Source organism: Mycobacterium cookii (genome assembly GCF_010727945.1).
In the GTDB taxonomy this organism is placed as follows: domain Bacteria; phylum Actinomycetota; class Actinomycetes; order Mycobacteriales; family Mycobacteriaceae; genus Mycobacterium; species Mycobacterium cookii.
In genome coordinates this window covers 1,281,018-1,304,205 of record NZ_AP022569.1, presented here as the reverse complement: position 1 = coordinate 1,304,205, position 23,188 = coordinate 1,281,018, and the positions used below count along the sequence as shown (strand labels likewise).

Genomic DNA, 23,188 nt, shown 5'->3' with positions numbered 1-23,188 from the left:
GGTGTTAGCGCGGACGAGTTGGCTGGGCGGCCGCGGCTCGGGTCCACGTGGCGACGAGTCGAGGAAAGTCCGGACTTCACAGAGCAGGGTGATTGCTAACGGCAATCCGAGGTGACTCGCGGGAAAGTGCCACAGAAAACAGACCGCCACCTTCGCGGTGGTAAGGGTGAAACGGTGCGGTAAGAGCGCACCAGCATTCCGGGTGACCGGAATGGCTAGGCAAACCCCACCCGAAGCAAGGCCAAGAAGACCGCACTTCGGTGCGGTCGCGCAGGTGTTCGAGGGCGGCTCGCCTGAGCCTGCGGGTAGGCCGCTTGAGGCACCCGGTGACGGTGTGTCCAGATGGATGGTCGCCGCCGCGCTACCTGGTAGCGCGGAACAGAATCCGGCTTACACGCCAACTCGCCCGCGCCCCGATCAGCTCGACAGCTTGCGCACGGCCTTGTCGAGCTTGCGCAGCGCCGGCTCGAGTCGCGTGCGGCAGTCCAGAGCCAGGTCGGCTTCCCGTTGGAAAAGCAGTCCGTAGGTGAAGGTGTCTTCGCCTGCTGCGTGCGCGGCCTCGGCCTGCTGCGTCAGATGTTCGCGGCTGACCACGCTGTCCTGGTGATCGCCGAGCAGCGACTGTACTTCTTTGGCCCGCTTGGACACCTTCTTCGCACCGGTCGCCGCAGCTGTGTAACGAAGTCGCTTGGCACGCTTACGGATTCGATGTATCGCACCGTCGCGGTCTGCCGCATTCCGGGCCTCCTCGGCGGCCCTGCGGACCTTCTTACCCGCCGCCGCGACGGTGCCTGTCGCGGTCTTCTCCTGAGTCGACGGGTCCGCCGCGACCAATGCCTCCACGTTGTGGAGCAGACGGAAATAGCGCGGCAATCGCAAGGCGGCCAACGCATGTCGCAGTCCGGCCCGATAACGGCCTGCCGCGCCGTCGACCAGCCGTTCCCGGATGGGTCCGCGGACCAGCTCCGGCGGCAGATCGTCGAGGGCGCTGCGATACCGCTCGGCCAGGACTTCGGCGTCGCGGGCAACCCCGAGCGCATTGCCCAGCTCGCGCAGTTCGTCGATGATCGACGCGTCGCCGGCGAGGCCGAACGAATCCGGCGCGGCCTGTAACAGGCTGCGGATCTTGCGGGCGGTCACCCGCATCTGGTGCACGGCGTCGTCGGCGTCGGCCCGCACGGCCCGGTCCCACACCAGCAGCTGGTCGATCTGTTCGGCCAGCGCGCGATGCAGTTTGTCGCCGGGCCGTTTGGTGGGCGCTACGTCGAGCACCCGCGCCAGCTTGGAGCCATGCCCAGCGGGGCGGGCACCGGCCTCGAGCATGCGGTTGCAGAGCGCGTCCATCAGATCGGCGTCCGCTCCGTCGCCGACGAGTTCGAGCTCCCACTCCCGCCACCGCTGCGCATCGACAGTGCCGTCGGCGCCTTGCCCCGCGGTGACCTGGTCATCGCAGAATTCGGCCAGGGCCGAGTCGTCGGCGCCGTGCAGCAGCTGAATTTTGCGGGTGGTGCTGATCCGTGCCACCGGGTTCAGCGGGCGGTCTCGGACGATGGCCAGCACCACGTCGAGCAGCTCGGCCGGCGGATCGTGCTCAGCGCCCAACGGTGCCCGCACCTCGGTGCGGGCGTCGGGGCCGGTCGGCAGCTTCAGATGCCAGCCGGCGTCACCGCCACCGGTGCGGCGGCGCAACGTGATCCGATGCGCCGCCAGATCCCGGGCCGGGGTGTCGAAGTACACCGCGTCCAGCGATTCCGAGGCGGCGTTCTCCACCCTGACGATCCCGTCGACACCGTCGAATGACGGCGGCGGCGTGGATTCGCCGACGTCGAACTTTCGCTCGACTTCGAGATAGCGGCCAGGCATCACCTCAGCGTGCCACGCCCGAGTAACGGGATCAGAAGCAGTGCTCGTCAGCGGGGAACGCACTCGCGGCGACGTCGTGCGCGTACTGCGTTGCCGCCCGGCGCAATTCGCCGCCGACGTCACCGAAGCGCTTGACGAACTTGGCGGTCTTGCCGCCGGTGAAGCCGGCCATGTCCTGCCAGACGAGCACCTGGGCGTCGCAGTTGGGGCCCGCACCGATCCCCACGGTGGGAATCGTCAGCTTGCCGGTGATCTGGGTGGCCAACTCGGCCGGCACCATTTCCATGACGACCGCGAACGCGCCCGCCTCGGCCACCGCGATCGCGTCGTGGATGGTCTGCTCGGCGGCGTCTCCGCGGCCCTGCACCCGGAAACCGCCGAGGGTGTTGACGCTCTGCGGGGTGAAGCCGATGTGCGCCATCACCGGGATGCCCGCTGCCGTCAGCATGGCGATCTGGTCGGCGACCCGTTCGCCGCCTTCCAATTTGACCGCATGCGCGCCGGCTTCCTTCATGAACCGGATGGCGGCGTCGAGCGCCGCGGCGGGTCCAGCCTCGTAGCTGCCGAACGGCAGGTCGGCGATCACCAGAGCGTGCGGCGCGCCGCGTACGACGCCACGCACCAGCGGGATCAGCTCGTCGATCGACACCGGAACGGTGGTGTCATAGCCGTAGACGACGTTGGCGGCGGAATCGCCGACCAGCAGCACGGGGATGCCGGCGTCGTCAAAGATGCGGGCGGTCGAGTAGTCGTAGGCGGTCAGCATCGCCCACTTGTGGCCTTCGGCCTTCATCTTCTGCAGGTGGTGGACGCGAGTCTTGGTCCGCGGAGCGGCGGAAGAATGGGCACCGTAAACAGTCTGTTCAGACATCATTGTCCCTAGTGGTGGTCGGGTCGATCCTCGTGGCCCTTCGGGGTCCCCGGGTTCGTCTGACCCGACCATTGTGCCACTTGTCGGCGCGCAGGTGGATAGCAGTGGCAATGGGCTTTCTCACACCGTCGCCCATCCGGCCATTCCGGCGCCGCTCCGCAGCAGCGGACATACCATCGGCGCATGCAGCGCCTCAGCGGACTCGACGCCAGTTTCCTCTATCTGGAGACGCCATCGCAGTCGTTGCATGTGTGCTCGATTCTGGACCTCGACACGTCGACGATGCCGGGCGGTTACACCTTCGACCGGCTGCGCGACGAGCTGGCTCTGCGGATCAAGGCGATGCCGGAATTCCGGGAAAAGCTAGCTGACAGTCCGCTGAATCTCGATCATCCGGTTTGGGTGGAAGACAACAACTTCGACGTGAATCGCCACGTTCATCGCATCGGGCTGCCGCCACCGGGCGGGCGATCGGAGTTGGCCGAGATCTGCGGTCACATCGCCGGGTTGCCGCTGGATCGCACCCGGCCGCTGTGGGAGATGTGGGTCATCGAGGGAGTCGCGGGCACCGACGCCCAGCAGGGCGGTCGGCTGGCCGTGATGACCAAGGTGCATCACGCCTGCGTGGACGGTGTCACCGGGGCCAATCTGATGTCCCAGCTGTGTAGCACCGAGGCCGACGCGCCACCGCCGGATCCGGTCGACGGCGTCGGCGGCGCCAACCAGATCGAGATCGCCCTGACTGGCGCCGTGAAGTTCGCCGCCAGGCCACTGCGCCTGGCCAACGCGCTCACCGATACCGCGACATCGGTGGTCAAGACGGTGCTGCGGGCGCGTAGCGGCCAGACCATGGCGCCACCGTTCGCGGCCCCGCGCACCGCGTTCAACGCCACCATCACTTCGCATCGCAACATCTCTTACGCGCAGCTGGACCTCGAGGACATCAAGAAGGTCAAGGACTATTTCGGCGTCAAGGTCAACGACGTGGTGATGGCGCTGGTGTCCGGGGTCCTGCGGCACTTCCTGCTCGACCGGGGTGAATTGCCGGAGTCGTCGCTGGTGGCGATGGTGCCGGTGTCGGTGCACGGGAAGTCGGATCGGCCTGGGCGCAACCAGGTTTCGGGTATGTTCTCCAGTCTGCAGACCCACATCGCCGACCCGGCGGAGCGGATCAGGGCCATCGCCGACGCGAATTCGGTTGCCAAACAACATAGTTCGGCGATCAGCGCCACCCTGCTGCAGGATTGGTCACAGTTCGCCGCGCCCGCCGTCTTCGGCCTCGCGATGCGGGCGTATGCCCGCACCAGCCTCACCAAGAGCATGCCGGTGCACAATCTGGTGGTCTCCAACGTGCCGGGTCCACAGGTTCCGCTGTATTTCCTGGGCAGCGAGGTCAAGGCGATGTATCCGCTGGGCCCGGTGTTCCACGGTTCGGGGCTCAACATCACCGTGATGTCGTTGACCGGCAAACTCGACGTTGGGATCATCGCCTGCCCGGAGCTGGTGCCAGACCTGTGGGACTTGGCCGACGACTTCGCGGTCGGAATGGAAGAACTGCTGGTCGCGACACGTTAGCCGGCCAGCGCCCGGGGCCGGACGCTCACACATGGCAGCATGTGTGGTCATGGGGACCCCTCGCCGCGGCAAGATCGCGCGCACGATGCTGATCTGGACCGTGATGGCGGTAGTCGCGGCGACGGTCGCCAGTTGCACGCACGTCGTCAGGGGCCGGGCGGTGCTCGCCGGACCGAAGGTCGGACAACCGGTGGAGTGGGGACCGTGCCGCGTCTCGGGCGGCGCCACAGCGAAGCTGCCCAGCGGCGCTCAATGCGGCAAGCTGGCGGTGCCCGTGGATTACCGGCACCCCGGCGGCGACGCCACCACGCTGGGGCTCATTCGTTTCCCGGCGACCCGCGACAAGATCGGTTCGCTGGTCATCAATCCCGGTGGGCCGGGCGAGTCGGGTATCGAAGCGGCGCTGGGCGTCGTGCAGGCGATGCCGCCGCAAGTCCGTGAACGGTTCGACCTGGTCGGCTTTGATCCGCGTGGCGTGGCATTGTCCCGGCCGGCCGTCTGGTGCAACTCCGACGCCGACAACGACCGGTTACGCACTGAACCGCAAGCCGATTACAGCCCGGCCGGCGTGGCGCACATCGAACAGGAGACCAAGGAATACGTCGCTCGCTGTGTCGCCAAGATGGGCAAGAAATTTCTGGCGAACGTCGGGACCGACAACGTGGCCCGCGATCTGGACACCATCCGAGAAGCGCTGGGCGACAGCAAGCTGACGTTCCTGGGCTACTCATACGGGACCCGGATCGGCTCCGCGTATGCCGAAGCTTTCCCGAAGAATGTCCGGGCAATGATCCTCGACGGTGCGATCGACCCGAACGCCGATCCCGTCGAGTCAGATCTGCGCCAGGCCAAAGGTTTTCAGGACGCCTTCAATGACTACGCAAAAGACTGCGCCAAGTCGCCCACCTGTCCGCTGGGCACCGACCCGGCCAAAGCCGTTGACGTGTACCACAATTTGGTCGATCCGCTCGTCGACAAGAACAACCCGTTGATCGGCAAGCCGGCGCGAACCAAAGACCCACGAGGGCTGAGCTACAGCGACGCCATCATCGGGACCATTATGGCGCTGTACTCGCCGAACTTTTGGTCCCACCTGACCACCGGGTTCACCGAACTTGCCCACCATCACGGCGACACGCTGCTCGAGCTGGCCGACCTCTACATGCGTCGCGACAAGCAAGGCCACTACTCCAACTCCACCGATGCACGGGTGGCGGTCAACTGCGTGGATCAGCCGGCGGTCAAGGACCGGGCCAAGGTGGTCGACGAGGACCGTCGTTCGCGCCAGGTCGCACCGTTCATGAGCTACGGCAAGTTCACCGGCGACGCACCGCTGGCCACCTGCGCGTTCTGGCCGGTGCCACCGACGAGCAAGCCGCACAACATTTCCGCGCCCGGGCTGACGTCGACGATGGTGGTGTCCACCACCCACGACCCGGCGACGCCCTATCAGGCCGGGGTAGATCTCGCCAAAGAGTTGCACGGGGGACTGCTCACGTTCGACGGCACGCAGCACACGGTCGTCTTTCAGGGCAATAGCTGCGTTGACGATTACGCGACGGCCTACTTGATCAGCGGCACCGTGCCGTCCCAAGGGGCTCGGTGCTGACCCGAATCCTCAATTCGGGCAGTGAATAACGAGACCAAGGTGTGACCAATGGGATCACCGCCTGTGGCCGACGCATGCAACGATTGACCCCCATGTGGCGCATGAGGGGGGTGTTCTCTGCGCTGCTGTCTGTAATCCTGTCGGCGGCAGCTGTTGCGTGGACACCGGTGACGAACGCGGCGCCCGGATACGACACCGGGCCGACACCTAACGCCTCGGCGCGCTTGAACTGGGGGAGTTGCCGGCAGACGCTGCGCAGCCCCGCCGACGTTCCCAGTGCGCAGTGCGGGAGCGTCGCGGTTCCGGTCGACTACAACAATCCGGGCGGCGCGCAGGTTCAGCTCGCGGTGATTCGCATCCCCGCGACCGGACCGCGCATCGGCTCGCTGCTGGTCAACCCGGGAGGACCCGGCGCGTCGGCGGTCGACATGGTCGCCGCGATGGGACCAGGTCTGGCGGGCTCCGAAGTCAGTCGCCGGTTCGATCTGGTCGGCTTCGACCCCCGCGGCGTCGGCCATTCGACCCCGGAGTTGCGCTGCCAGAGCGACGCCGATTTCGACGCCTTCCGGCGCGAGCCGATGGTCGACTACAGCCCGGCGGGCGTGGCCCACATCGAGCAGGTCTACCGGCAGGTGGCCCAGCACTGCCTGGCTCGCAATGGTCAGGCATTCTTGGGAAATATAGGAACCGCGGACGTCGCGCGCGACATGGATCAGGTACGCCAGGCGCTGGGCGACGACCAGATCAACTATCTGGGTTTCAGCTACGGCACCGAGTTGGGCACGGCCTACGTCGAGCGCTTCGGCGACCACGTCCGGGCGATGGTGCTCGACGGCGCGATCGACCCCAGCATCGGCCCGATCGACCAGACCGTCAACCAGGAAGCCGGGTTCCAGACCGCCTTCAACGACTACGCCGCCGACTGCGCCCACTCGACGGACTGCCCGTTGGGCACCGACCCGACGCAGTTCGTCACTCGGTATCACCAACTGATCGACCCGTTGGTGGCCAAACCCGCGGCCACCTCGGACAAGCGTGGTCTCGGGTACTCCGACGCGATCACCGGTACCTTCAACGCGCTGTACACGCCGCAGTTCTGGAAGTTCCTGACCAGTGGTCTGCTCGGGCTGCGGCGCGGCACCGATCCAGGTGACCTGTTGACGCTCGCCGACGAGTACTACGGTCGCGACGCCCACGGGCATTACAACAACTCCCAGGACGCCTTCAACGCGGTGCGCTGCGTCGACGCGCCCCAACCCACCGACCCGGCGGCGTGGGCCGACGCAGACCGGCGCATCCGCCAGGTCGCGCCGTTCACGTCCTACGGGCAGTTCACCGGGCAGGCGCCCCGCGACCTGTGCGCGCTCTGGCCGGTGCCGGCGACGTCGTCGCCGCATCCGGCCGCGCCGGTCGCGCCCGGACAAGTCGTCGTCGTGTCCACCACCCACGACCCCGCCACCCCGTACCAGGCCGGTGTCGACCTGGCCCACCAACTCGGCGCGCAACTGATCACCTTCGAGGGCACCCAGCACACGGTGGTGTTCAACGGAAACGATTGCGTGGACGACGCGGTGGCCAGGTATCTGATCGACGGCGTCGAGCCGGGAAACTTAAGGTGTTAATCCGCGCCGGTAACACAAACTTAATTGTCAATGCATACTGTTCCAGGTATGGATCGACAGAAGGAATTCGTGCTCCGCACGCTGGAGGAACGGGACATCCGATTCGTCCGGCTGTGGTTCACCGATGTGCTCGGCTACCTCAAGTCGGTGGCGATCGCACCGGCGGAGCTTGAGGGCGCGTTCGAAGAAGGAATCGGCTTCGACGGGTCGTCCATCGAGGGCTTTGCCAGGGTGACCGAATCCGACACCGTCGCGCACCCCGACCCGTCGACCTTCCAGGTCCTGCCCTGGGCGACCCAGGGTGGTCACCACCACTCGGCGCGGATGTTCTGCGACATCACCATGCCCGACGGTTCGCCGTCGTGGGCGGACCCGCGGCACGTGCTGCGGCGTCAGCTAGGCAAAGCCAACGACCTGGGCTTCTCGTGCTACGTGCACCCGGAGATCGAATTCTTCTTGCTGGAGCCCGGTCCCGAGGACGGCACGGTGCCCGTCCCGGCCGACAACGCCGGCTACTTCGACCAGGCCGTGCACACCGCGTCCAACTTCCGCCGGCACGCCATCGAGGCCCTGGAATCGATGGGCATCTCGGTGGAGTTCAGCCACCACGAAGGCGCGCCCGGCCAGCAGGAGATCGATCTGCGGTTCGCCGACGCACTGTCGATGGCCGACAACGTGATGACGTTCCGCTACGTCATCAAGGAAGTTGCGCTGGAAGAGGGCATGCGAGCGACCTTCATGCCCAAGCCGTTCGGGAAGCACCCCGGGTCGGCCATGCACACCCACATGAGCCTGTTCGAAGGCGAGGTCAACGCCTTCCACAGCCCGGACGACCCGCTGCAGTTGTCCGACGTCGCCAAGTCGTTCATCGCCGGAATCCTCGAGCACGCCAGCGAGATCAGCGCGGTGACCAACCAATGGGTGAACTCCTACAAGCGGCTGGTGCTCGGCGGCGAGGCCCCCACGGCCGCGTCGTGGGGAGCGGCCAACCGGTCGGCGCTGGTGCGCATTCCGATGTACAGCCCGCACAAGACGTCGTCGCGGCGCATCGAGGTGCGCAGCCCCGATTCCGCGTGCAACCCGTACCTGGCGTTCGCGGTGCTGCTGGCCGCCGGGCTGCGCGGTGTGGAAAAGGGGTACGTGCTGGGGCCGCAGGCCGAGGACAACGTCTGGGATCTCACCCCGGTGGAGCGGCGCGCGATGGGGTACCGCGAGTTGCCGTCCAGCCTCGACGAGGCCCTGCGCGCGATGGAGGGTTCCGAACTTGTCGCGGAAGCGCTGGGAGAGCACGTCTTCGACTTCTTCCTGCGCAACAAGCGCACCGAGTGGGCGAACTACCGCCGCCACGTCACGCCCTATGAGCTGAAGACGTACCTTTCGCTGTAACTCCTGAGGGCTCGGCCAGATCTCCAGCGATCTGCGCTACCGTCGTGGACGTGAACCAACCCGTAACGCAGCGGTCGAAGGTGCCCAGCCTCGGCCGATTGGGGTTGGTCGACGACCGGGCGAACGCCAACCTGGCGAAGCTGGGTTGGAACGTCGAGTCTCGGGTCGACGTGCTGTGGTCGTTGTCGCGTGCGCCGGACGCCGACGCCGCCCTGTGCGCGATAGTCCGGCTGGCCGAAGCGCTCGGCGACGGCTGGGACGAGCTCAATGCGGCGCTCGCGAGCGACCGCGGGCTGCGCGGTCGGCTGTTCGGCGTGCTCGGGTCGTCGCTGGCGCTGGGTGATCACCTGGTCGCCAACCCGCAGGCGTGGCATCTGTTGCAGGGCAGCGTGAGGTTGCCCACCGTCGGGCAGTTGGGCACCGCCTTCGCCGAGTGTGTCGCCGAACCGCCAAGGGCCGCAGGGTCAGTCGTCTGGCGGTTGCGGACGCTGTACCGCAACCGGGTGCTGGTGTTGGCCGCTCTGGATCTGGCGTCGACGGTCGAGAACGAGCCGGTGCTGCCGTTCAGCGCCATCGGTGCGCACCTGGCTGACATCGCCGACGCCGCGTTGGCGGCGGCGCTGTCGGTCGCCGAATCGACCGTCTGCGGCGATGCCACACCACCCCGGCTGGCGGTCATCGCCATGGGCAAATGCGGTGCGCGCGAACTGAACTACGTCAGCGACGTCGACGTGATCTTCGTCGGCGAGTCTGCCGATCCGGTATCCGCCCGGGTCGCCGGCGAGATGATGCGGTTGGCCTCTGACGCCTTCTTCCAAGTGGACGCCGGGCTGCGGCCGGAGGGCCGGCACGGCGAACTGGTCCGCACCCTCGACTCGCACATCACCTACTACCAGCAGTGGGCCAAGACCTGGGAATTCCAGGCGTTGCTGAAGGCCCGACCCGCGGCCGGCGACGCCGAACTGGGCAAGCAGTACATCGCCGCCCTGATGCCGATGGTGTGGACCGCTTGCGAGCGTGACGATTTCGTCAGCGAGGTCCAGGCGATGCGACGTCGGGTGGAGCAGCTGGTGCCCGCCGACGTCCGGACCCGTGAGCTCAAACTCGGCAGCGGCGGGCTGCGCGACGTTGAATTCGCAGTGCAGCTCCTGCAACTCGTGCACGGTCGCACCGACGAGTCCTTACACGTCGCGTCGACGGTGGACGCGCTGGCCGCCCTGGGCGCAGGCGGCTACGTCGGGCGTGACGACACCGCGAATATGACCGCCTCGTACGAGTTCCTGCGCCTGCTCGAACATCGGCTGCAGTTGCAGCGGCTCAAACGCACCCACCTGTTGCCGGCATTCGACGACGACGAGGCGCTGCGCTGGCTGGCGCGCGCGGCCCACATCCGGCCCGACGGAAGTCACGACGCACTCGGGGTGCTGCGAGAAGAGCTGCGACGCCACGCCCTGCGGGTGTCGCGGCTGCACGCCAAGCTGTTCTATCAGCCGCTGCTGGAATCGCTTGCGCCAGAAGGCCTGGAGTTCTCCGAAGGGATGACGCCCGCGGCCGCCGAGCGTCAGCTGGCCGCCCTGGGTTACGAGGCGCCGCAGAGTGCGCTGACCCACCTGGCCGCGCTGATCAACCAGAGCGGCCGCCGGGGCCGGGTGCAATCGGTGCTGCTGCCGCGGCTGCTGGACTGGCTTTCCGACACCCCCGACCCGGATGCCGGCCTGCTGGCCTACCGCCGGATCAGCGAGGCGATGGTTGCGCACCGGTGGTATCTGTCCACGCTGCGGGACAAGCTGGCGGTGGCCAAACGGCTGATGCACGTGCTCGGCACGTCGGCATATGTACCGGACCTGTTGATGCGCGCACCCGAGGTCATCCAGAACTACAGCGACGGCCCGTCCGGGCCCAAGCTGCTTGATGTCGACCCCGAGACGGTGGCCGGCGCGCTGGTGGCGTCGGCGGGCCGGCAGATCGACCCGGTGCGGTCCATCGCGATCGCGCGCTCGCTGCGGCGCCGCGAGCTGGCCCGCATCGCGTCGGCCGACCTGCTCGGCATGCTGGAGGTCACCGACGTCTGCGCGGCGCTCACCTCGGTGTGGGTGGCAGTGTTGCAAGCCGCGCTGAACGCGGTGATCCAGGCGAACCTACCCGACGACGGCAAAGCGCCGGCCGCGATCGCCGTGATCGGCATGGGCAGGCTCGGCGGCCGCGAGTTGGGTTACGGGTCCGACGCCGACGTGCTGTTCGTCTGCGAACCCGCCGAGGGTGCACAGGATTCCGACGCGGTGCGCTGGGCCGGCGCGGTGGCCGAGCAGACCCGCGCGTTGCTCGGAACCGCCAGCTCCGATCCGCCGTTGGAGGTCGACGCCAACCTGCGGCCCGAGGGCCGCAGCGGTCCGCTGGTCCGCACCATCGCGTCCTACGCCGCGTACTACGACCAGTGGGCCCAGCCCTGGGAGGTCCAGGCCCTGCTGCGGGCCGATGCCGTCGCCGGCGACCCCGAGTTGGGCCGGCGGTTCCTGCTGATGATCGACAAGACGCGCTATCCCGCGGATGGGGTGTCGCCCGAGACGGTGCTCGAAATCCGGCGTATGAAAGCACGCGTCGACTCTGAGCGACTCCCGCGCGGCGCCGACCCCAAAACGCATACCAAGCTGGGCCGCGGCGGTCTGGCCGACATCGAGTGGACGGTACAGCTGCTGCAGCTGCGCTACGCCAGCGACGTCGAGGCATTGCACAACACCTCGACGCTGGAGAGCCTCGACGCCGCCGCCGAGGCCGCGCTGATCACCGCCGAGGACGCCGACTTGTTGCGTGAGGCGTGGCTGACCGCCACCAGGGCGCGCAATGCGCTGGTGCTGGTCCGCGGCAAGCCCAGCGACCAGCTGCCCGGGCCGGGACGCCAGCTCAACACCGTCGCCGTCGCGGCCGGCTGGCAGAAGAACGGCGACGGCGGCGAATTCCTGGACAACTATCTGCGAGTCACCCGGCGCGCAAAAGCGGTCGTGCACAAGATCTTTGACGAGTAGCCAAATCTTGAACTTTTCCTACGAGGTCATGAGCGATGACGACCACGCACGTTTGATGGCGCTCTACGGCCCGCTCACCGACGACATGCGCGAGCTGATCGACGCAGCGCTGCGCACCGAAGCGGACCCGGACGCGATCGCCACCGCCCGCGCGGCGGTCCAGGCCGCCACCGACGCGTTGCGCAGCAAGCAACGGGACGACTCGCAGGTGGTGCGCTATTCGGTCGGTGGGCGGCCGCTGGTGTGGAACAACGCGGTGATCGGGCTGCGCAACCCGATCGCGCCGCCGCTGACCATCCAGCACGGCGACGACGGCTGCAGTTGCTGGAGCGAGTTCACCCTGAACGCCGCCTACGAGGGCCCGCCCGGCCTGGTGCACGGGGGAGTGTGTGCGCTGGTGCTCGACCACGTCCTCGGCGAGGCCGCCAGCGAAGGGCTGACCAAGCCGCTGTTCACCGGAACCATCACCATTCGCTACGTGCGGGGCACTCCCTTGGGCCGGCTTCGCGCCGAGGCCGCCGTTGAACGCACCGAAGGCGTCAAATCCTTTGTCTCCGGCCATCTTTCCGATGGCGAAGGGATCACGGCCGAGGCGGAGGGTATTTTCATCAAGCCGGCGTGGGCGCGGGACGCCGAGTGAAGTTCTACGTCAGCAGTGCGTTTCTCGATACCCGGGAGATCATCGACGTCGCCAAGGCCGCCGACGATCTCGGCTACGACGGCATCGCGATTCCCGACCACATCGTCAACCTGGAAACGCTCAACACTCCGTACCCGTACACCAAAGACGGTGAGCGGCGCTGGCAGCCGTTCACCGAATGGCCCGATCCGTGGGTGCTGGTCGGCGCGCTCGCCCAGGTCACCACGCGGCTGCGGTTCGTCACCACGGTCTACATCCCGGCCATGCGCAATCCCTACTCGGCGGCCAAAGCCATTGGCACCGCTGCGTATCTGGCCGACGGACGAGTGGAACTCGGTGTCGGCGTGGGATGGTGCGCCGAGGAATTCGCCCTGATGGAGCAGCGCTTCGCCGGCCGGGGCAGGCGCACCGACGAGATGCTGGAGTTGATGCGTGCGCTGTGGTCGCCGGACTGGACGGAGTTCGACGGTGAGTTCTACCAGACGCCGAGGCTGGAGATGCAGCCGACGCCGCCGCGAATCCCGATCTACGTCGGCGGGCTCAGCGACATCGCGCTGCGCCGCGCGGCCCGCTACGACGGCTGGATCGGCGACCTGATCACCACCGAGCGTGCCATCGCTGCCGCGTCCAGGCTGCGCGAGCTGCGCGCCGAAAACGGTGTGGCAGAGCAGGATTTCACCATCCTGACGCCACTGACCGATGCGTTCACCATCGCCGACTACCAACGCGCCGAGGATGCCGGTATCACCGGCATCCTGACCATGCCGTGGATGTTCTACTCCGGACCCGATGCCACGCTGGCCGACAAGGTCGACGGCATGAAGCGGTTTCGCAAGGACCTCGACCTCGACGGCTGAGCGGATGCCTGCATGATGAAGGCTATGTCGGAAATCAGGCCGTATCGCATCGACGTCCCCACCGCCGTTCTCGACGACCTCGACGAACGGTTGGCGCGGACCCGATGGCCGGAAGCCGAAACCGTCGACGACTGGAGCCAGGGCATCCCGCTGGCCTACACCCGCGAATTGGCCGGCTACTGGGCCAACGGTTACGACTGGCGCGCCCGGGAAGCCGCGCTCAACCGGTTCGATCAGTTCGTCACCGAAATCGACGGTCTGGACCTCCATTTCATCCACCAGCGCTCGCCGCACGACGGCGCGCTGCCGTTGGTGATCACGCACGGCTGGCCGGGCTCGGTGGTGGAGTTTCACAAGGTGATCGAGCCGCTGGTCAACCCGCCGTCCGGCCGCGCGGAAGACGCCTTCCACGTGATCTGCCCGTCGTTGCCGGGTTACGGATTCTCCGGCCGTCCCACTCACACCGGGTGGGGCGTGGAGAAGATCGCCGACGCGTGGGAGACGCTGGTCGGCAGGCTCGGCTACGACCGGTACGGCGCGCAGGGCGGCGACTGGGGTGCGGCGGTGACCACCCAGATCGGCCGCAACAAGGGCCGGTGTGTGGGCATCCACCTGAACATGCCGATCGCCAAGCCTGCCGGTTCGGGCGACTTCACCGAGGACGATCAACAGGCCCTGGCCGCCTATGCGGAACACCGGAAGTGGGGCACCGGCTATTCCAAACAACAATCCACCCGGCCGCAGACGCTCGGTTATGGACTGGTCGACTCGCCGGTGGGGCAGATGGCGTGGGTCATCGAGAAGTTCTGGGCGTGGGCCGACTGCGACGGGCACCCCGAAAACGTGCTCAGCCGTGACGAATTGCTCGACAACGTGATGCTGTACTGGGTCACCGGAAGCGGCGCATCTTCAGCCCGGCTGTACTGGGAGAGCTTCAACAGCTTTATCAGCGACGGCCGAGTGGAGCTGCCCACGGGAGTCGCCGCGTTTCCGAAGGAAATCCTGCGCACACCACGAAGCTGGTGTGACGCCGCGTACAACATCACGCACTGGACGACGATGCCCAAGGGTGGGCATTTCGCCGCCTTCGAGCAGCCGGAGTTGTTCGTCGACGACGTCCGGGTGTTCTTCGCAACGGTGCGGTAAACCTAGTCGCCGCTGAGGAACTCGGCCGGATCGAGTAAGGGAATGGCGTTTTTGGCTTGAAGGGCGGCCCGTAGGGCGCGGACCTCGTCGTCATCGACGTCGCCCTCGGTGGCAGCCAGATATTCGTCGATAAAGCGAGTCAGAGTTGCGGAATCAAGCATGTTGTCTTGCCTCGTCACCGACTCATCTGCCCCCAGCTGCATCAGGAAGAGGTTTCGCACTCGCGATTGCTCCTTGCTGAGGGCTGGCTGAAAGTACGGAATATCAATGATTCTCGCGCCCAATCTCGCGTAGAAGCGCAGCCGCGCTTCGGGGTCACCGTGTTGCTCGTCGATACGGTAGAAACGCGGGTCTTCGACCTCGGCGACGGTCAGGAGCGCGCCAAGACATGACGTCCACGCCGGAAGGACCTCGCGAATCAGCTGTTCGCCGATTCCGTGGCCACGGAAGCCTGGGCGAGCTGCCAGGTATGAGATCAACATGACGCAGGAACCAGTAAACCAATCCCCGACGATCCCGCCGGCGATAGAACCCGTCGCGCCGAATGCAATCGCTCCACGGGTTACCGACTCAGGGTCGGCTAGTGCGTCGAGCAGCTCCGTCCGGTCCTCAAGCTCGGCGGAATCGAATGAGGGCGTGAGTATTTCGTCGTAGAAAGCTTCCAATTGTGCGCGCGCGAGTTCGGTGGAGTTGATGATTCGCAGAGCTTCAGCCACGCGGCCGTCTCCTCCGCGTGCCGAGCTGGGTCTTGCGGGCCCAATAATAAATGACGGCGCCGATGGCCACAGCCAGCAGATACAGCACAACCACGACAACAGCTTCCATCGAGTGAAATTGACCGCCCGGTTCCACCTTCGTATTCGTGCCAGGAAGTTCTGCTCCGTAATACAGCGTCAGGAAGAGCGTAGCAACGCCGGCTATGGAGAAAGTTCCGACTGCGAACAGCAAAATTTGGACGACGTCTTGGTATTTGCGATTGCGGTGATCGTGCAGACGGGCTTCACGCATGTTCATTCTGTCGATCGCTGCGCGACCTCTTTCGAGGTAGCTGTCGATGTCCTCTTTCAATTCGGGGAGTCGTGATTCCCGGTAGAGGCTCTCAAGGAAACCTCCCTCCGCGCGCAGGCTGAGGAGTTGGGACGGGACCAGATAAGTCCGAAGCTTCCGAAGATGCTTCAGGGCCTTGTGAAGGTCTGTTCTTCGCCAGTCCAGCTCCGACTCTTGGACATCGATCCGGTTGTCGTCGTCCTTCTGCATGAAATTGTCCGCGTTGTCGAGCTTTTCCTCGAGACTGCGCCTGGACTGGCGTATGAGAGAGGGCAACGAGGCCGCGAACTCAGCAACCTCTTGGTAACCGCTTTGAGCCCAACGCGGGGTTGACGGCATGTATAGAACGGTGGTGGATCCTGTTCCCATTGCGAAGTCGGATGGAAACCGGGCGTCGCCAAGGAGGTTAGGACGCTGCTGGCTTCCACCCCAGCAGATCCATTCGTCCAAGGCGGTTGTCTCACGGCCCAACAACTGTAAGAGGACCGGCCCATATGCGTTTTCGATGGCTGCTTGCGTCAACTCGCTGGTCAGTCTGCCGTGAAGTAAAGACGCAGCATGGATTGCGACGACGATGCGATAGTCGAAGTCTGGATTGAACCAGCATTTTTCCGTTGCCTCGGCCTCGGCCGCGAACGTCGCTGCGGTATCGCGATGCCGCCGAAGGCACCACACCGTCTCTCGGTTGTGAGGCCGTCCGGATTTCTCACTCTCAATGATCGAGTCGCTGATATCGTTGATTACGGCTTTGGCATAGTCAGTTATAAAATACCAAGGCGGCTCATCAGTTGTGCTCACTCGATTGGGCACTATTTCATGCTCGCCACTGTATACGGTTGAACGACGTAAGGCCTGGTTGATGTTGTTTAGTGTTATGTTATGGCCGTGCGTCCCGTGTTCTTGATCTAATTTTAAGTCGACTCGCAGGTAGTGGTTGCCCGGCTCATTGAATCGAAATTCGACGTCATAGCTGCATGCGGCCTGAGCGTCATCGCGTAGCGTCACGTTCAGCGTAGGCATTCTCATGACGACAGTGCTGTTTATTTCCGCACCACGGCCTCCATGTGTCCACATGTCGGTCAATTCCAATTTGTCAGGCCTTTCCGGCTCCAGACCGGCGAGGGTCGGAATTTCAGCGCCGCGGCCATAGTCCAAAACGATGTCCTGAACCCGGTTTCCTTCGATACCGGGGAACGTGAACGGATAGATATAGGTGATGTTCATCGAGTCCAGACGCACTGACGGGGGTGGCGCGCCGAGCCTTTCATGCCAAGCTTTCAACGCCATGCGGTAAGCCGGCAGCTCGCTGGCATACACATCGTCGCCAAGTCGCTGTTGGGTTTTCTCAAGGTCGTCGCGTGCTTTCTTGAGCGACGACATGGCTTCTCGTGTCACCTGGGCCGACCGGTGCAGATCTGCGGCTTCCGCGAGCTGGAGAGCCGCAGCGACTTTCGCGATACAGCCGTAGTAATCCCGATGTGAGCCGAGAACCTCGCTGAACAGGCCGCAGAACCTGGCATTTTTGACCTCGTCACCTTCGAGGACTTCATTGCAGAGTCCTGCGATCGCCTCCGCGCGCTTCCGCGCCGCTGCTGTGGATCCTCCATAAACCGCCGATTCGACGCCCATGGCATCGAGCAACAAGGTGCCGTGAGTCTCCACTGGCATCTCGCCCGGGTCCTGAGAGCCCTCGAGGTGCGCCGGCATCGTGAAGTGGCTGAATATCAGATGAACGATATTCTGGTCACTGTCGAGAAAATTCGCCAGGCCCTTGAATTGTGTGGTTTTGTCGGGGGCATCGGCGTCGATAATCGCCTGAGCTTTGCGACACGCGCTAACATAGCCGATGCGTGCGTCTGCGACTTTTCGGCGGACGTCGGCATGCTCGGAGGTGAATTCCCACATTTGCATGCCCCATACAAATACGAAGTAAGCGAGTAAGATCCCGCCATCGGTGGTCTGGAATCCTTTCAGCCACACTTCCTCGACCTTCAAAGCTTTATGAATAGAGTCAAGAGAATGGTCGGAGATCAGCTCTAGCCGCCACAACATTTCGCGGATCTTTTTGGTACTGCGTTCGTGCCACTCAGATTTGAGGGCGTTCCAGTCGACCCGATGAGGCTGCGTCATGGTCTTCCTCCTGTTGGGAAGCTCGTGGTAAACGGATGCGCGGTCGGACATGTGGCCCTCAGCGTGTCGTGTAGTCGAGTTGAAGCGGGGCCTCAAGCGTTTACAGGCGATTCTTGTGCCAGAGGCTACGGGACTTGCGGCTCGAGTCGAACCCGATTTTCAAAGCCGTCCCCCTACGGACGGCGAGGCCCGATACTTGGCTCGCAGACGAGATGTGAAGAAGGCACCTTCGATTCAGAGACAGGTCGTCATGGTTGACCGGAGCCCGATGAGTCACCGAACTGACGTCATCGTTGTTGGAGCGGGCTTGTCCGGGCTGTGTTCGGCCCGTGAGCTGGTGCAGCTTGGTAAAGATGTCGTGATCCTCGAGGCTCGCGACCGGGTCGGCGGCCGAATGCTTCGGAAGTCGGTGATCGACGGCGGATGGATCGATCTCGGCGGTCAGTGGATCGGTCCGACCCAGGCCAACATTTTGTCATTGGCAAAGTCGTTGGGTGTCAAGTACTTCGACAGTTACGACGCGGGACGCACGGTCATAAGCTACCGCGGTGCGTTAACGACCATTGATGGCCCTTTTCCGCCAGACGCCGCCATCCCGACGGTTACGACCGATGGGATCGATGAAGCACATCGCGTGTGGGAACGGTTTCGTTCGTTGGCGGCAACGGTGAACGTCGAGCGACCTTGGCTGACAACAGATTCCGCTGATTTCGACGCGCAGACGGTGACGAGTTGGCTCGCTACCGCTACCAATTCTGATTTCGCCCGATTCTGTGTCAGCAACTGGGTGTTGAACCAAGAGGGCGCCGACCCCGGGGCGACATCGATGCTGTTTGCGATCGCCTCGTACGCCGCTGGGCCGGACGAGGACGAACCCGAGCATTCGCTTTTCGACGGCGCCGCCGGTCAGATTCCCGAGCGGATTGCCGAAGAACTGGGCGACCGAATAGTTCTCGGCAAACCCGTTACGCGGATCACCCAGCAGGCGGATGGAGTGACCGTCGCCGCCGGCGATCAGGAATATTGTGCGGAGTTCGTGATCGTCGCCGTTCCTCCCCATTTGGCCGGGGCGATCGATTACTATCCGCCGTTGCCCGCCCCTCGTATGCAATTCACCCAACGAGCACCAATGGGTTCGGTCATCAAATACGCGGCCGTCTACCCGACAGCCTGGTGGCGCGCCAAAGGGCTCAGTGGAGCAAGCATCAGCGATGGGGATGTTCTACTCACCGCCGACAGTTCACCGCCCAGCGGCATACCGGGCATTCTCACGGGCTTTGTCGCCGGGGCCGCCGCCGTCCGGTTGACCTATCAATCCGAGAACGCGCGTAGACACCACGTTGTCTCGGAAATTGTGACGTACTTCGGTGAAGACGCAAGGCATCCAGTCGAATTCATAGAGATGAATTGGCTGGGCGAAAAGTGGACCGGGGGAGCCTACAACGCCGTGCTGGCGCCTAACACGTTGACCACCTACGGTCCGGCCATGACCGAGCCCGTCGGGCGAATTCACTGGGCCGGCACCGAGATGTCCGCGAAGTGGACGGGCTACTTTGAAGGCGCGGTGCTGGCCGGGTACACCGCTGCCCACGCAGTGTTGGGAAGTCCCTAACGCCGCAATCGACTTCGGCGCTTGGGCCACCGGCCGCGATGGTCGTCGAGCGCATAGGCGCCGCCGCCGGCGAAGACCAACAGTAAGAAGGCGAAGCAGAACATCACCGAGTCTTCGCCGTGGTTGTTGATCGGCCAGAAGCCGTGCGGGAAGTGGACGGTGAAGTAGGCGAACGCCATCTCGCCGGAGGCCAGGAACGCAGCGGGCCGGGTGAAGAGCCCGGCGGTGATCAACGCACCGGTGATCAGTTCGATCCAGCCGGCGTAGAAGTCCGGCCACTGTCCCACGGGTGCAACATGACTCGCGGCTGGCCAACCGATCACCGAGGACAGGCCATGGCTGAGGAATAACAACCCGAAAATCACCCGGAACACCGATAAGGCGATCGGCAGGTTTGAATTCAGCCGGGCCTCGAGACTCTGCGCCATGCGCCGACGATATACGCGCCTACAGCTGGATCCAGGCCGACTTGGTCTTCAGGTACATGTCGATGCCTTCCTTGCCGAACTCGTGTCCCCAGCCGGACTGCTTGTGGCCGCCGAACGGCACGTCGTGGTCAAAGACCAACTGGCAGTTGACCTGGACGCTGCCGGCGTGCAGGCGTTTGAGCATCCGGTGGGCCCGCCCGACATCCTGCGTCCAGGCGGTGGCCGCCAGGCCGTAGGTGGTGTCGTTGGCCAGCGCCACGGCTTCGTCCTCATCGTCGAACGGCAGGATCGTCACGACGGGACCGAAGATCTCCTGCTGGTAGAGCCGCATGCTCGTGTCGACGTTGGTGAGCACGGTCGGGTGGACGAAGTAGCCCTTGCGGTCCAGCCGGTAGCCGCCGGTGACGACCTCGACGCCGTCGCTCTTACCCTCGTCGATGAAGCCCATCACTCGGTTCAGCTGCTTCTGGCTGATCAGCGGGCCGCTGACGCAGCCCTCCTCACTGGGGGCGCCGTATTTGAACGTGTTGGCCATCATCGAGATGCCCTCCACCACACGGTCGTACACGCCGCGCTGCGCGAAGATTCGCGATCCGCAGACACACCCCTGACCGGAGTGCACGAAGATGCCCAGCGATGCCATCAGCAGGGCCTTGTCCATATCGGCATCGTCGAAGATCAGCACCGGCGACTTGCCGCCGAGTTCCAGGGTGACCTTTTTCAGGTTGTCGGCTGAGGCCCGCACGATCTCCTTGCCGACTTCGGTCGACCCGGTGAAGGCGACCTTCTGTACATCGGGGTGGGCGGTGATCGCCGCACCCGCGGTGTGGCCGTAGCCGGTCAGCAGGTTGGCCACACCCTCGGGCACACCGGCTTGGTGGATCAGCTGGTCGAGCAGAACGGCTGAAAGCGGTGTCTCCTCAGCGGGTTTGACGAGCACGCTGCAGCCCGCGGCCAGCGCCGGCGCGAGCTTGGCGCTGGCGTTGAAGATCGGCCCGTTCCACGGGAAGATCAGGCCCACCACGCTGTAGGGCTCTTTCAACGTGTAGGCGTGCATGTCGACGTAGGCGTCGCTGGCGATGCCGTCGGTCTTCACGTCATAGGCGACGCCGTTGATCTTCGAACACCAGCCGGCGTAGTAGCGGAAGAACTCCGAACACGTCGACATCTGCAGGGTGGCCTGCAGCAGCGGCATCCCGGTGTTCAGCGAGTCGAGTTGGGCGAACTCCTCGGCGTGCTCGTCGATCAGGTCCGCGATCTTCCACATGATCTTGGCTCGCTCGCGCCCCGGCAGCTGCGACCAGACGCCGGCCTCGAAGGACGACTTCGCCTGCGCAACCGCCTCGTCGACCGCCTCGGGCCCGCAGTCGGTGAACTCGGTGATGGTCTCTTCGGTCGCGGGGTTGATGACCGGGATGACTTCACCCGAGCCGGGTCGCTTGCGGATGTCGTCCAATACGGCCTGCAGCGTCATCTGATCCCTTCCACACCGTCGAATGCTGAGCACCTGCTTAGCACTGTCGGCGCCGCGTGGTCAAGAATGGCGGCTAGTGCCCGCCCAGGGTGCCGTTGAGATACCTGGCACGGCAGGCGCGGCGGGCCAGCTTGCCGCTGGTGGTGCGCGGGATGGCGCCGGCCGGCAGCAAAACCACGTGGGAGACGTCGAGGTGGTGTCGGTGCAGCACCGCCTTGCCGATCGATTCCAGCGCCGGTTGCGGGTCCACCCGGCTGGTGCCCGCAGCCCGTTCGGCGGCGATCACCAGCCGTTGGCCGCCGTCGTCGGCCGGCACGGTGAAAGCCGCCGCGTAACCACGACGCACGACGGGGGAGGCTTCCGCGGCGGTGGCCTCGATGTCCTGTGGATAGTGGTTGCGGCCATCGATGGTCACCAGATCGGCGATTCGGCCAGTGATGTAGAGCTCGCCGTCGAGATAGACACCGAGGTCGCCGGTCCGCAGCCAGCCGCGGTCAACGAAGGAGCCCCCGGCGTGGCTGCCTTCGCCGAGCAGTGATCGAAGTTCGGCGCCGAACGTCGCACGCGTGTCGTCGGGCTGTCTCCAATAGCCGCGACCAATGTTGTTGCCCTGCAACCAGATCTCGCCGATCTCGCCGTCCGGCAGTTCGCTCGCGGTGCTGGGGTTGACTATCACTGCCCACTCACTGCGAGCCACCTGGCCGCACGACACCTGCGCTACGGCGTCGGGGGAATCCGCCGAGACTCGTACCGCGTGACCGGCGCCCAGTTGTTCACGGTCGAAGTACACTGCCGTCGCTTCCGCGCCGGGCGCGATCGTTGCCACGAACAGCGTTCCCTCGGCGATCCCATAGGAGGGTTTGAACGCCGTGCGCGATAACCCGTAGGGCGCAAACGCTTTGGTGAATGTTTTGATCGCGTCGATGCTGACCGGTTCGGAACCGATAATCATCACGACGTTGTGCAGGTCGATGTCATCACCCTGTGCGGGCAGGCCACGCTGCGCGGCCCACTCGTACGCGAAATTCGGTGCAGCAGTGACGACGCGACCTTTCCGCGAGCCGGCGGACAAGGCCTGAATCCAGCACTGTGGCCTTCTGACGAACGCCGCCGGCGACATCAGCGTGGAATGTCCTCCGTACACCGCCGGAAAGCCGATCATCGACAAACCCATGTCGTGGTAGAGCGGTAACCAGCTGACGCCGTGCGTGTTTCGGTCCAACAGGTCGATCGACAGGATCATCTGGACCAGGTTGGTGCCGACCGCTCGGTGGGTGACTTCCACGCCGACCGGCGGCCGCGTCGAGCCCGATGTGTACTGCAAATGGCAAACATCGTCAATACCGAGCTCGGTGGTGACAAAGTCTTCGCTCGCAGCGTCGGGGATCTGATCGATGATGTCGACGTGCGGGCGACGGCGGTCGGGCAAATTGGCCAAGAAGCCCTCGACCGACTCTTTGGCGGCCGTTGTGGTGAGGACGAGCGTGGGCTCCGAATCGCGCAACGCGGTATCGAGACGTTCGGCGTGTCCGGGCAATTCGGGAGCGAACAGCGGCACCGCGATGGTGCCCGCCTTGATGGCCGCGTAGAAACCGGCAACGTAGTCGATGCCCTGCGGCGCAAGGATTGCCACCCGCTCTCCGCGACCCGCCGCTTGTTGCACATGGGCACCGATGGCGTGCAACCTGACCCCGAACCGAGTCCAGGTCACCTCGACGACATTCACATCCGCGGGTCCGCTGTAGTCAAGGTAGCGATAGGCCGTCGCGTCACCGACATTGGCAACGTTGCGGTCGATGAGGGATATCAGCGTGGCATCCGGCGGCAACGCGACGTTGCCGTCGGCGTCCAGGCAGTCTTCGATCTGCAACAGTCCAAGACCAGCCATGACCGAAAGTTTAGGCG

16 protein-coding genes and 1 other RNA gene are annotated in these 23,188 nt (G+C 64.9%); 10 read left to right on the top strand and 7 right to left on the bottom strand.

Going from position 1 to position 23,188, the window contains the following annotated elements:
* The first annotated feature begins 14 nt into the window (after positions 1-14).
* An RNA gene (rnpB, locus tag G6N27_RS06280) (RNase P RNA component class A) lies at positions 15-409 on the top strand.
* A gap of 8 nt (positions 410-417) precedes the next feature.
* Here rnpB and G6N27_RS06275 read toward each other — a convergent pair.
* Together G6N27_RS06275 and panB are read right to left on the bottom strand one after the other, a co-directional pair.
* Positions 418-1,863 (bottom strand): CYTH and CHAD domain-containing protein, encoded by a 1,446-nt coding sequence (locus tag G6N27_RS06275; RefSeq protein ID WP_163775563.1) that lies wholly within the window; start codon positions 1,861-1,863, stop codon positions 418-420.
* Between the two features lie 31 nt (positions 1,864-1,894).
* A complete protein-coding gene (gene panB, locus G6N27_RS06270; RefSeq protein WP_163775562.1) occupies positions 1,895-2,734 on the bottom strand; it encodes a 3-methyl-2-oxobutanoate hydroxymethyltransferase in 840 nt (279 codons plus the stop codon).
* A gap of 183 nt (positions 2,735-2,917) precedes the next feature.
* Between panB and G6N27_RS06265 the strand changes: the two genes are divergently transcribed.
* The 8 genes from G6N27_RS06265 to G6N27_RS06230 all read left to right on the top strand — a co-directional run bounded on the left by G6N27_RS06265 (position 2,918) and on the right by G6N27_RS06230 (position 14,592).
* Positions 2,918-4,309, top strand: a complete 1,392-nt coding sequence (locus G6N27_RS06265; RefSeq protein WP_163775561.1) for a WS/DGAT/MGAT family O-acyltransferase — start codon at positions 2,918-2,920, stop codon at positions 4,307-4,309.
* 49 nt (positions 4,310-4,358) lie between these two features.
* Positions 4,359-5,918 carry an alpha/beta hydrolase gene (locus G6N27_RS06260; RefSeq protein ID WP_163775560.1) on the top strand — a complete coding sequence of 520 codons (1,560 nt, stop codon included), beginning with the start codon at positions 4,359-4,361 and terminating at the stop codon, positions 5,916-5,918.
* An 83-nt stretch (positions 5,919-6,001) separates the two neighbouring features.
* Positions 6,002-7,540: an alpha/beta hydrolase gene (locus G6N27_RS06255; RefSeq protein WP_232065001.1), complete on the top strand. Its 1,539-nt coding sequence runs from the start codon at positions 6,002-6,004 to the stop codon at positions 7,538-7,540.
* Positions 7,541-7,588: 48 nt separating this feature from the next.
* Entirely contained in the window at positions 7,589-8,926 is a 1,338-nt protein-coding gene (locus G6N27_RS06250; RefSeq protein WP_163775558.1) for a glutamine synthetase family protein, read from the top strand.
* Between the two features lie 50 nt (positions 8,927-8,976).
* Positions 8,977-11,949: a bifunctional [glutamine synthetase] adenylyltransferase/[glutamine synthetase]-adenylyl-L-tyrosine phosphorylase gene (locus tag G6N27_RS06245; protein ID WP_372512929.1), complete on the top strand. Its 2,973-nt coding sequence runs from the start codon at positions 8,977-8,979 to the stop codon at positions 11,947-11,949.
* A 28-nt stretch (positions 11,950-11,977) separates the two neighbouring features.
* Positions 11,978-12,589, top strand: coding sequence for a PaaI family thioesterase (locus tag G6N27_RS06240; protein ID WP_163775556.1), 612 nt, complete (start codon positions 11,978-11,980; stop codon positions 12,587-12,589).
* Positions 12,586-13,446, top strand: coding sequence for a TIGR03619 family F420-dependent LLM class oxidoreductase (locus G6N27_RS06235; RefSeq protein WP_163781432.1), 861 nt, complete (start codon positions 12,586-12,588; stop codon positions 13,444-13,446). The genes G6N27_RS06240 and G6N27_RS06235 overlap by 4 nt, the downstream gene beginning before the upstream one ends.
* A gap of 33 nt (positions 13,447-13,479) precedes the next feature.
* A complete protein-coding gene (locus G6N27_RS06230) occupies positions 13,480-14,592 on the top strand; it encodes an epoxide hydrolase family protein (protein ID WP_163781430.1) in 1,113 nt (370 codons plus the stop codon).
* Positions 14,593-14,594: 2 nt separating this feature from the next.
* On the opposite strand, the gene G6N27_RS06225 is transcribed toward G6N27_RS06230, so the two are convergent.
* Together G6N27_RS06225 and G6N27_RS06220 are read right to left on the bottom strand one after the other, a co-directional pair.
* A complete protein-coding gene (locus G6N27_RS06225; protein ID WP_163775555.1) occupies positions 14,595-15,308 on the bottom strand; it encodes a GNAT family N-acetyltransferase in 714 nt (237 codons plus the stop codon).
* Positions 15,301-17,769 (bottom strand): hypothetical protein, encoded by a 2,469-nt coding sequence (locus tag G6N27_RS06220; RefSeq protein WP_163775554.1) that lies wholly within the window; start codon positions 17,767-17,769, stop codon positions 15,301-15,303. Before G6N27_RS06220 ends, G6N27_RS06225 begins: the two co-directional genes overlap by 8 nt.
* A 49-nt stretch (positions 17,770-17,818) precedes the next feature.
* On the opposite strand from G6N27_RS06220, the gene G6N27_RS06215 reads away from it, so the two are divergent.
* The gene (locus G6N27_RS06215; RefSeq protein WP_308207493.1) at positions 17,819-19,381 is read left to right on the top strand and encodes a flavin monoamine oxidase family protein; all 1,563 of its coding nucleotides are present in this window, start codon (positions 17,819-17,821) and stop codon (positions 19,379-19,381) included.
* Here G6N27_RS06215 and G6N27_RS06210 read toward each other — a convergent pair.
* The 3 genes from G6N27_RS06210 to G6N27_RS06200 form a co-directional block, all read right to left on the bottom strand.
* On the bottom strand, positions 19,378-19,809 hold the full coding sequence (locus tag G6N27_RS06210; RefSeq protein ID WP_163775552.1) for a DoxX family protein: 432 nt from the start codon (positions 19,807-19,809) through the stop codon (positions 19,378-19,380). The genes G6N27_RS06215 and G6N27_RS06210 overlap by 4 nt on opposite strands.
* Before the next feature lie 19 nt (positions 19,810-19,828).
* A complete protein-coding gene (locus G6N27_RS06205) occupies positions 19,829-21,283 on the bottom strand; it encodes an aldehyde dehydrogenase family protein (RefSeq protein ID WP_163775551.1) in 1,455 nt (484 codons plus the stop codon).
* 73 nt (positions 21,284-21,356) lie between these two features.
* Complete coding sequence (locus G6N27_RS06200; RefSeq protein ID WP_163775550.1) at positions 21,357-23,171, bottom strand: fatty acyl-AMP ligase; 1,815 nt, start codon at positions 23,169-23,171, stop codon at positions 21,357-21,359.
* Positions 23,172-23,188: the final 17 nt, after the last annotated feature.

Bases quoted from the DNA above. Each gene is read 5' to 3' on its own strand.
- G6N27_RS06250 (WP_163775558.1), top strand. From the start codon at position 7,589: ATGGATCGACAGAAGGAATTCGTGCTCCGCACGCTGGAGGAACGGGAC.
- G6N27_RS06215 (WP_308207493.1), top strand. From the start codon at position 17,819: ATGTGGCCCTCAGCGTGTCGTGTAGTCGAGTTGAAGCGGGGCCTCAAG.
- G6N27_RS06200 (WP_163775550.1), bottom strand. From the start codon at position 23,171: ATGGCTGGTCTTGGACTGTTGCAGATCGAAGACTGCCTGGACGCCGAC.
- G6N27_RS06210 (WP_163775552.1), bottom strand. From the start codon at position 19,809: ATGGCGCAGAGTCTCGAGGCCCGGCTGAATTCAAACCTGCCGATCGCC.
- panB (WP_163775562.1), bottom strand. From the start codon at position 2,734: ATGTCTGAACAGACTGTTTACGGTGCCCATTCTTCCGCCGCTCCGCGG.
- G6N27_RS06240 (WP_163775556.1), top strand. From the start codon at position 11,978: ATGAGCGATGACGACCACGCACGTTTGATGGCGCTCTACGGCCCGCTC.
- G6N27_RS06220 (WP_163775554.1), bottom strand. From the start codon at position 17,769: ATGACGCAGCCTCATCGGGTCGACTGGAACGCCCTCAAATCTGAGTGG.
- G6N27_RS06260 (WP_163775560.1), top strand. From the start codon at position 4,359: ATGGGGACCCCTCGCCGCGGCAAGATCGCGCGCACGATGCTGATCTGG.
- G6N27_RS06275 (WP_163775563.1), bottom strand. From the start codon at position 1,863: ATGCCTGGCCGCTATCTCGAAGTCGAGCGAAAGTTCGACGTCGGCGAA.
- G6N27_RS06205 (WP_163775551.1), bottom strand. From the start codon at position 21,283: ATGACGCTGCAGGCCGTATTGGACGACATCCGCAAGCGACCCGGCTCG.
- G6N27_RS06265 (WP_163775561.1), top strand. From the start codon at position 2,918: ATGCAGCGCCTCAGCGGACTCGACGCCAGTTTCCTCTATCTGGAGACG.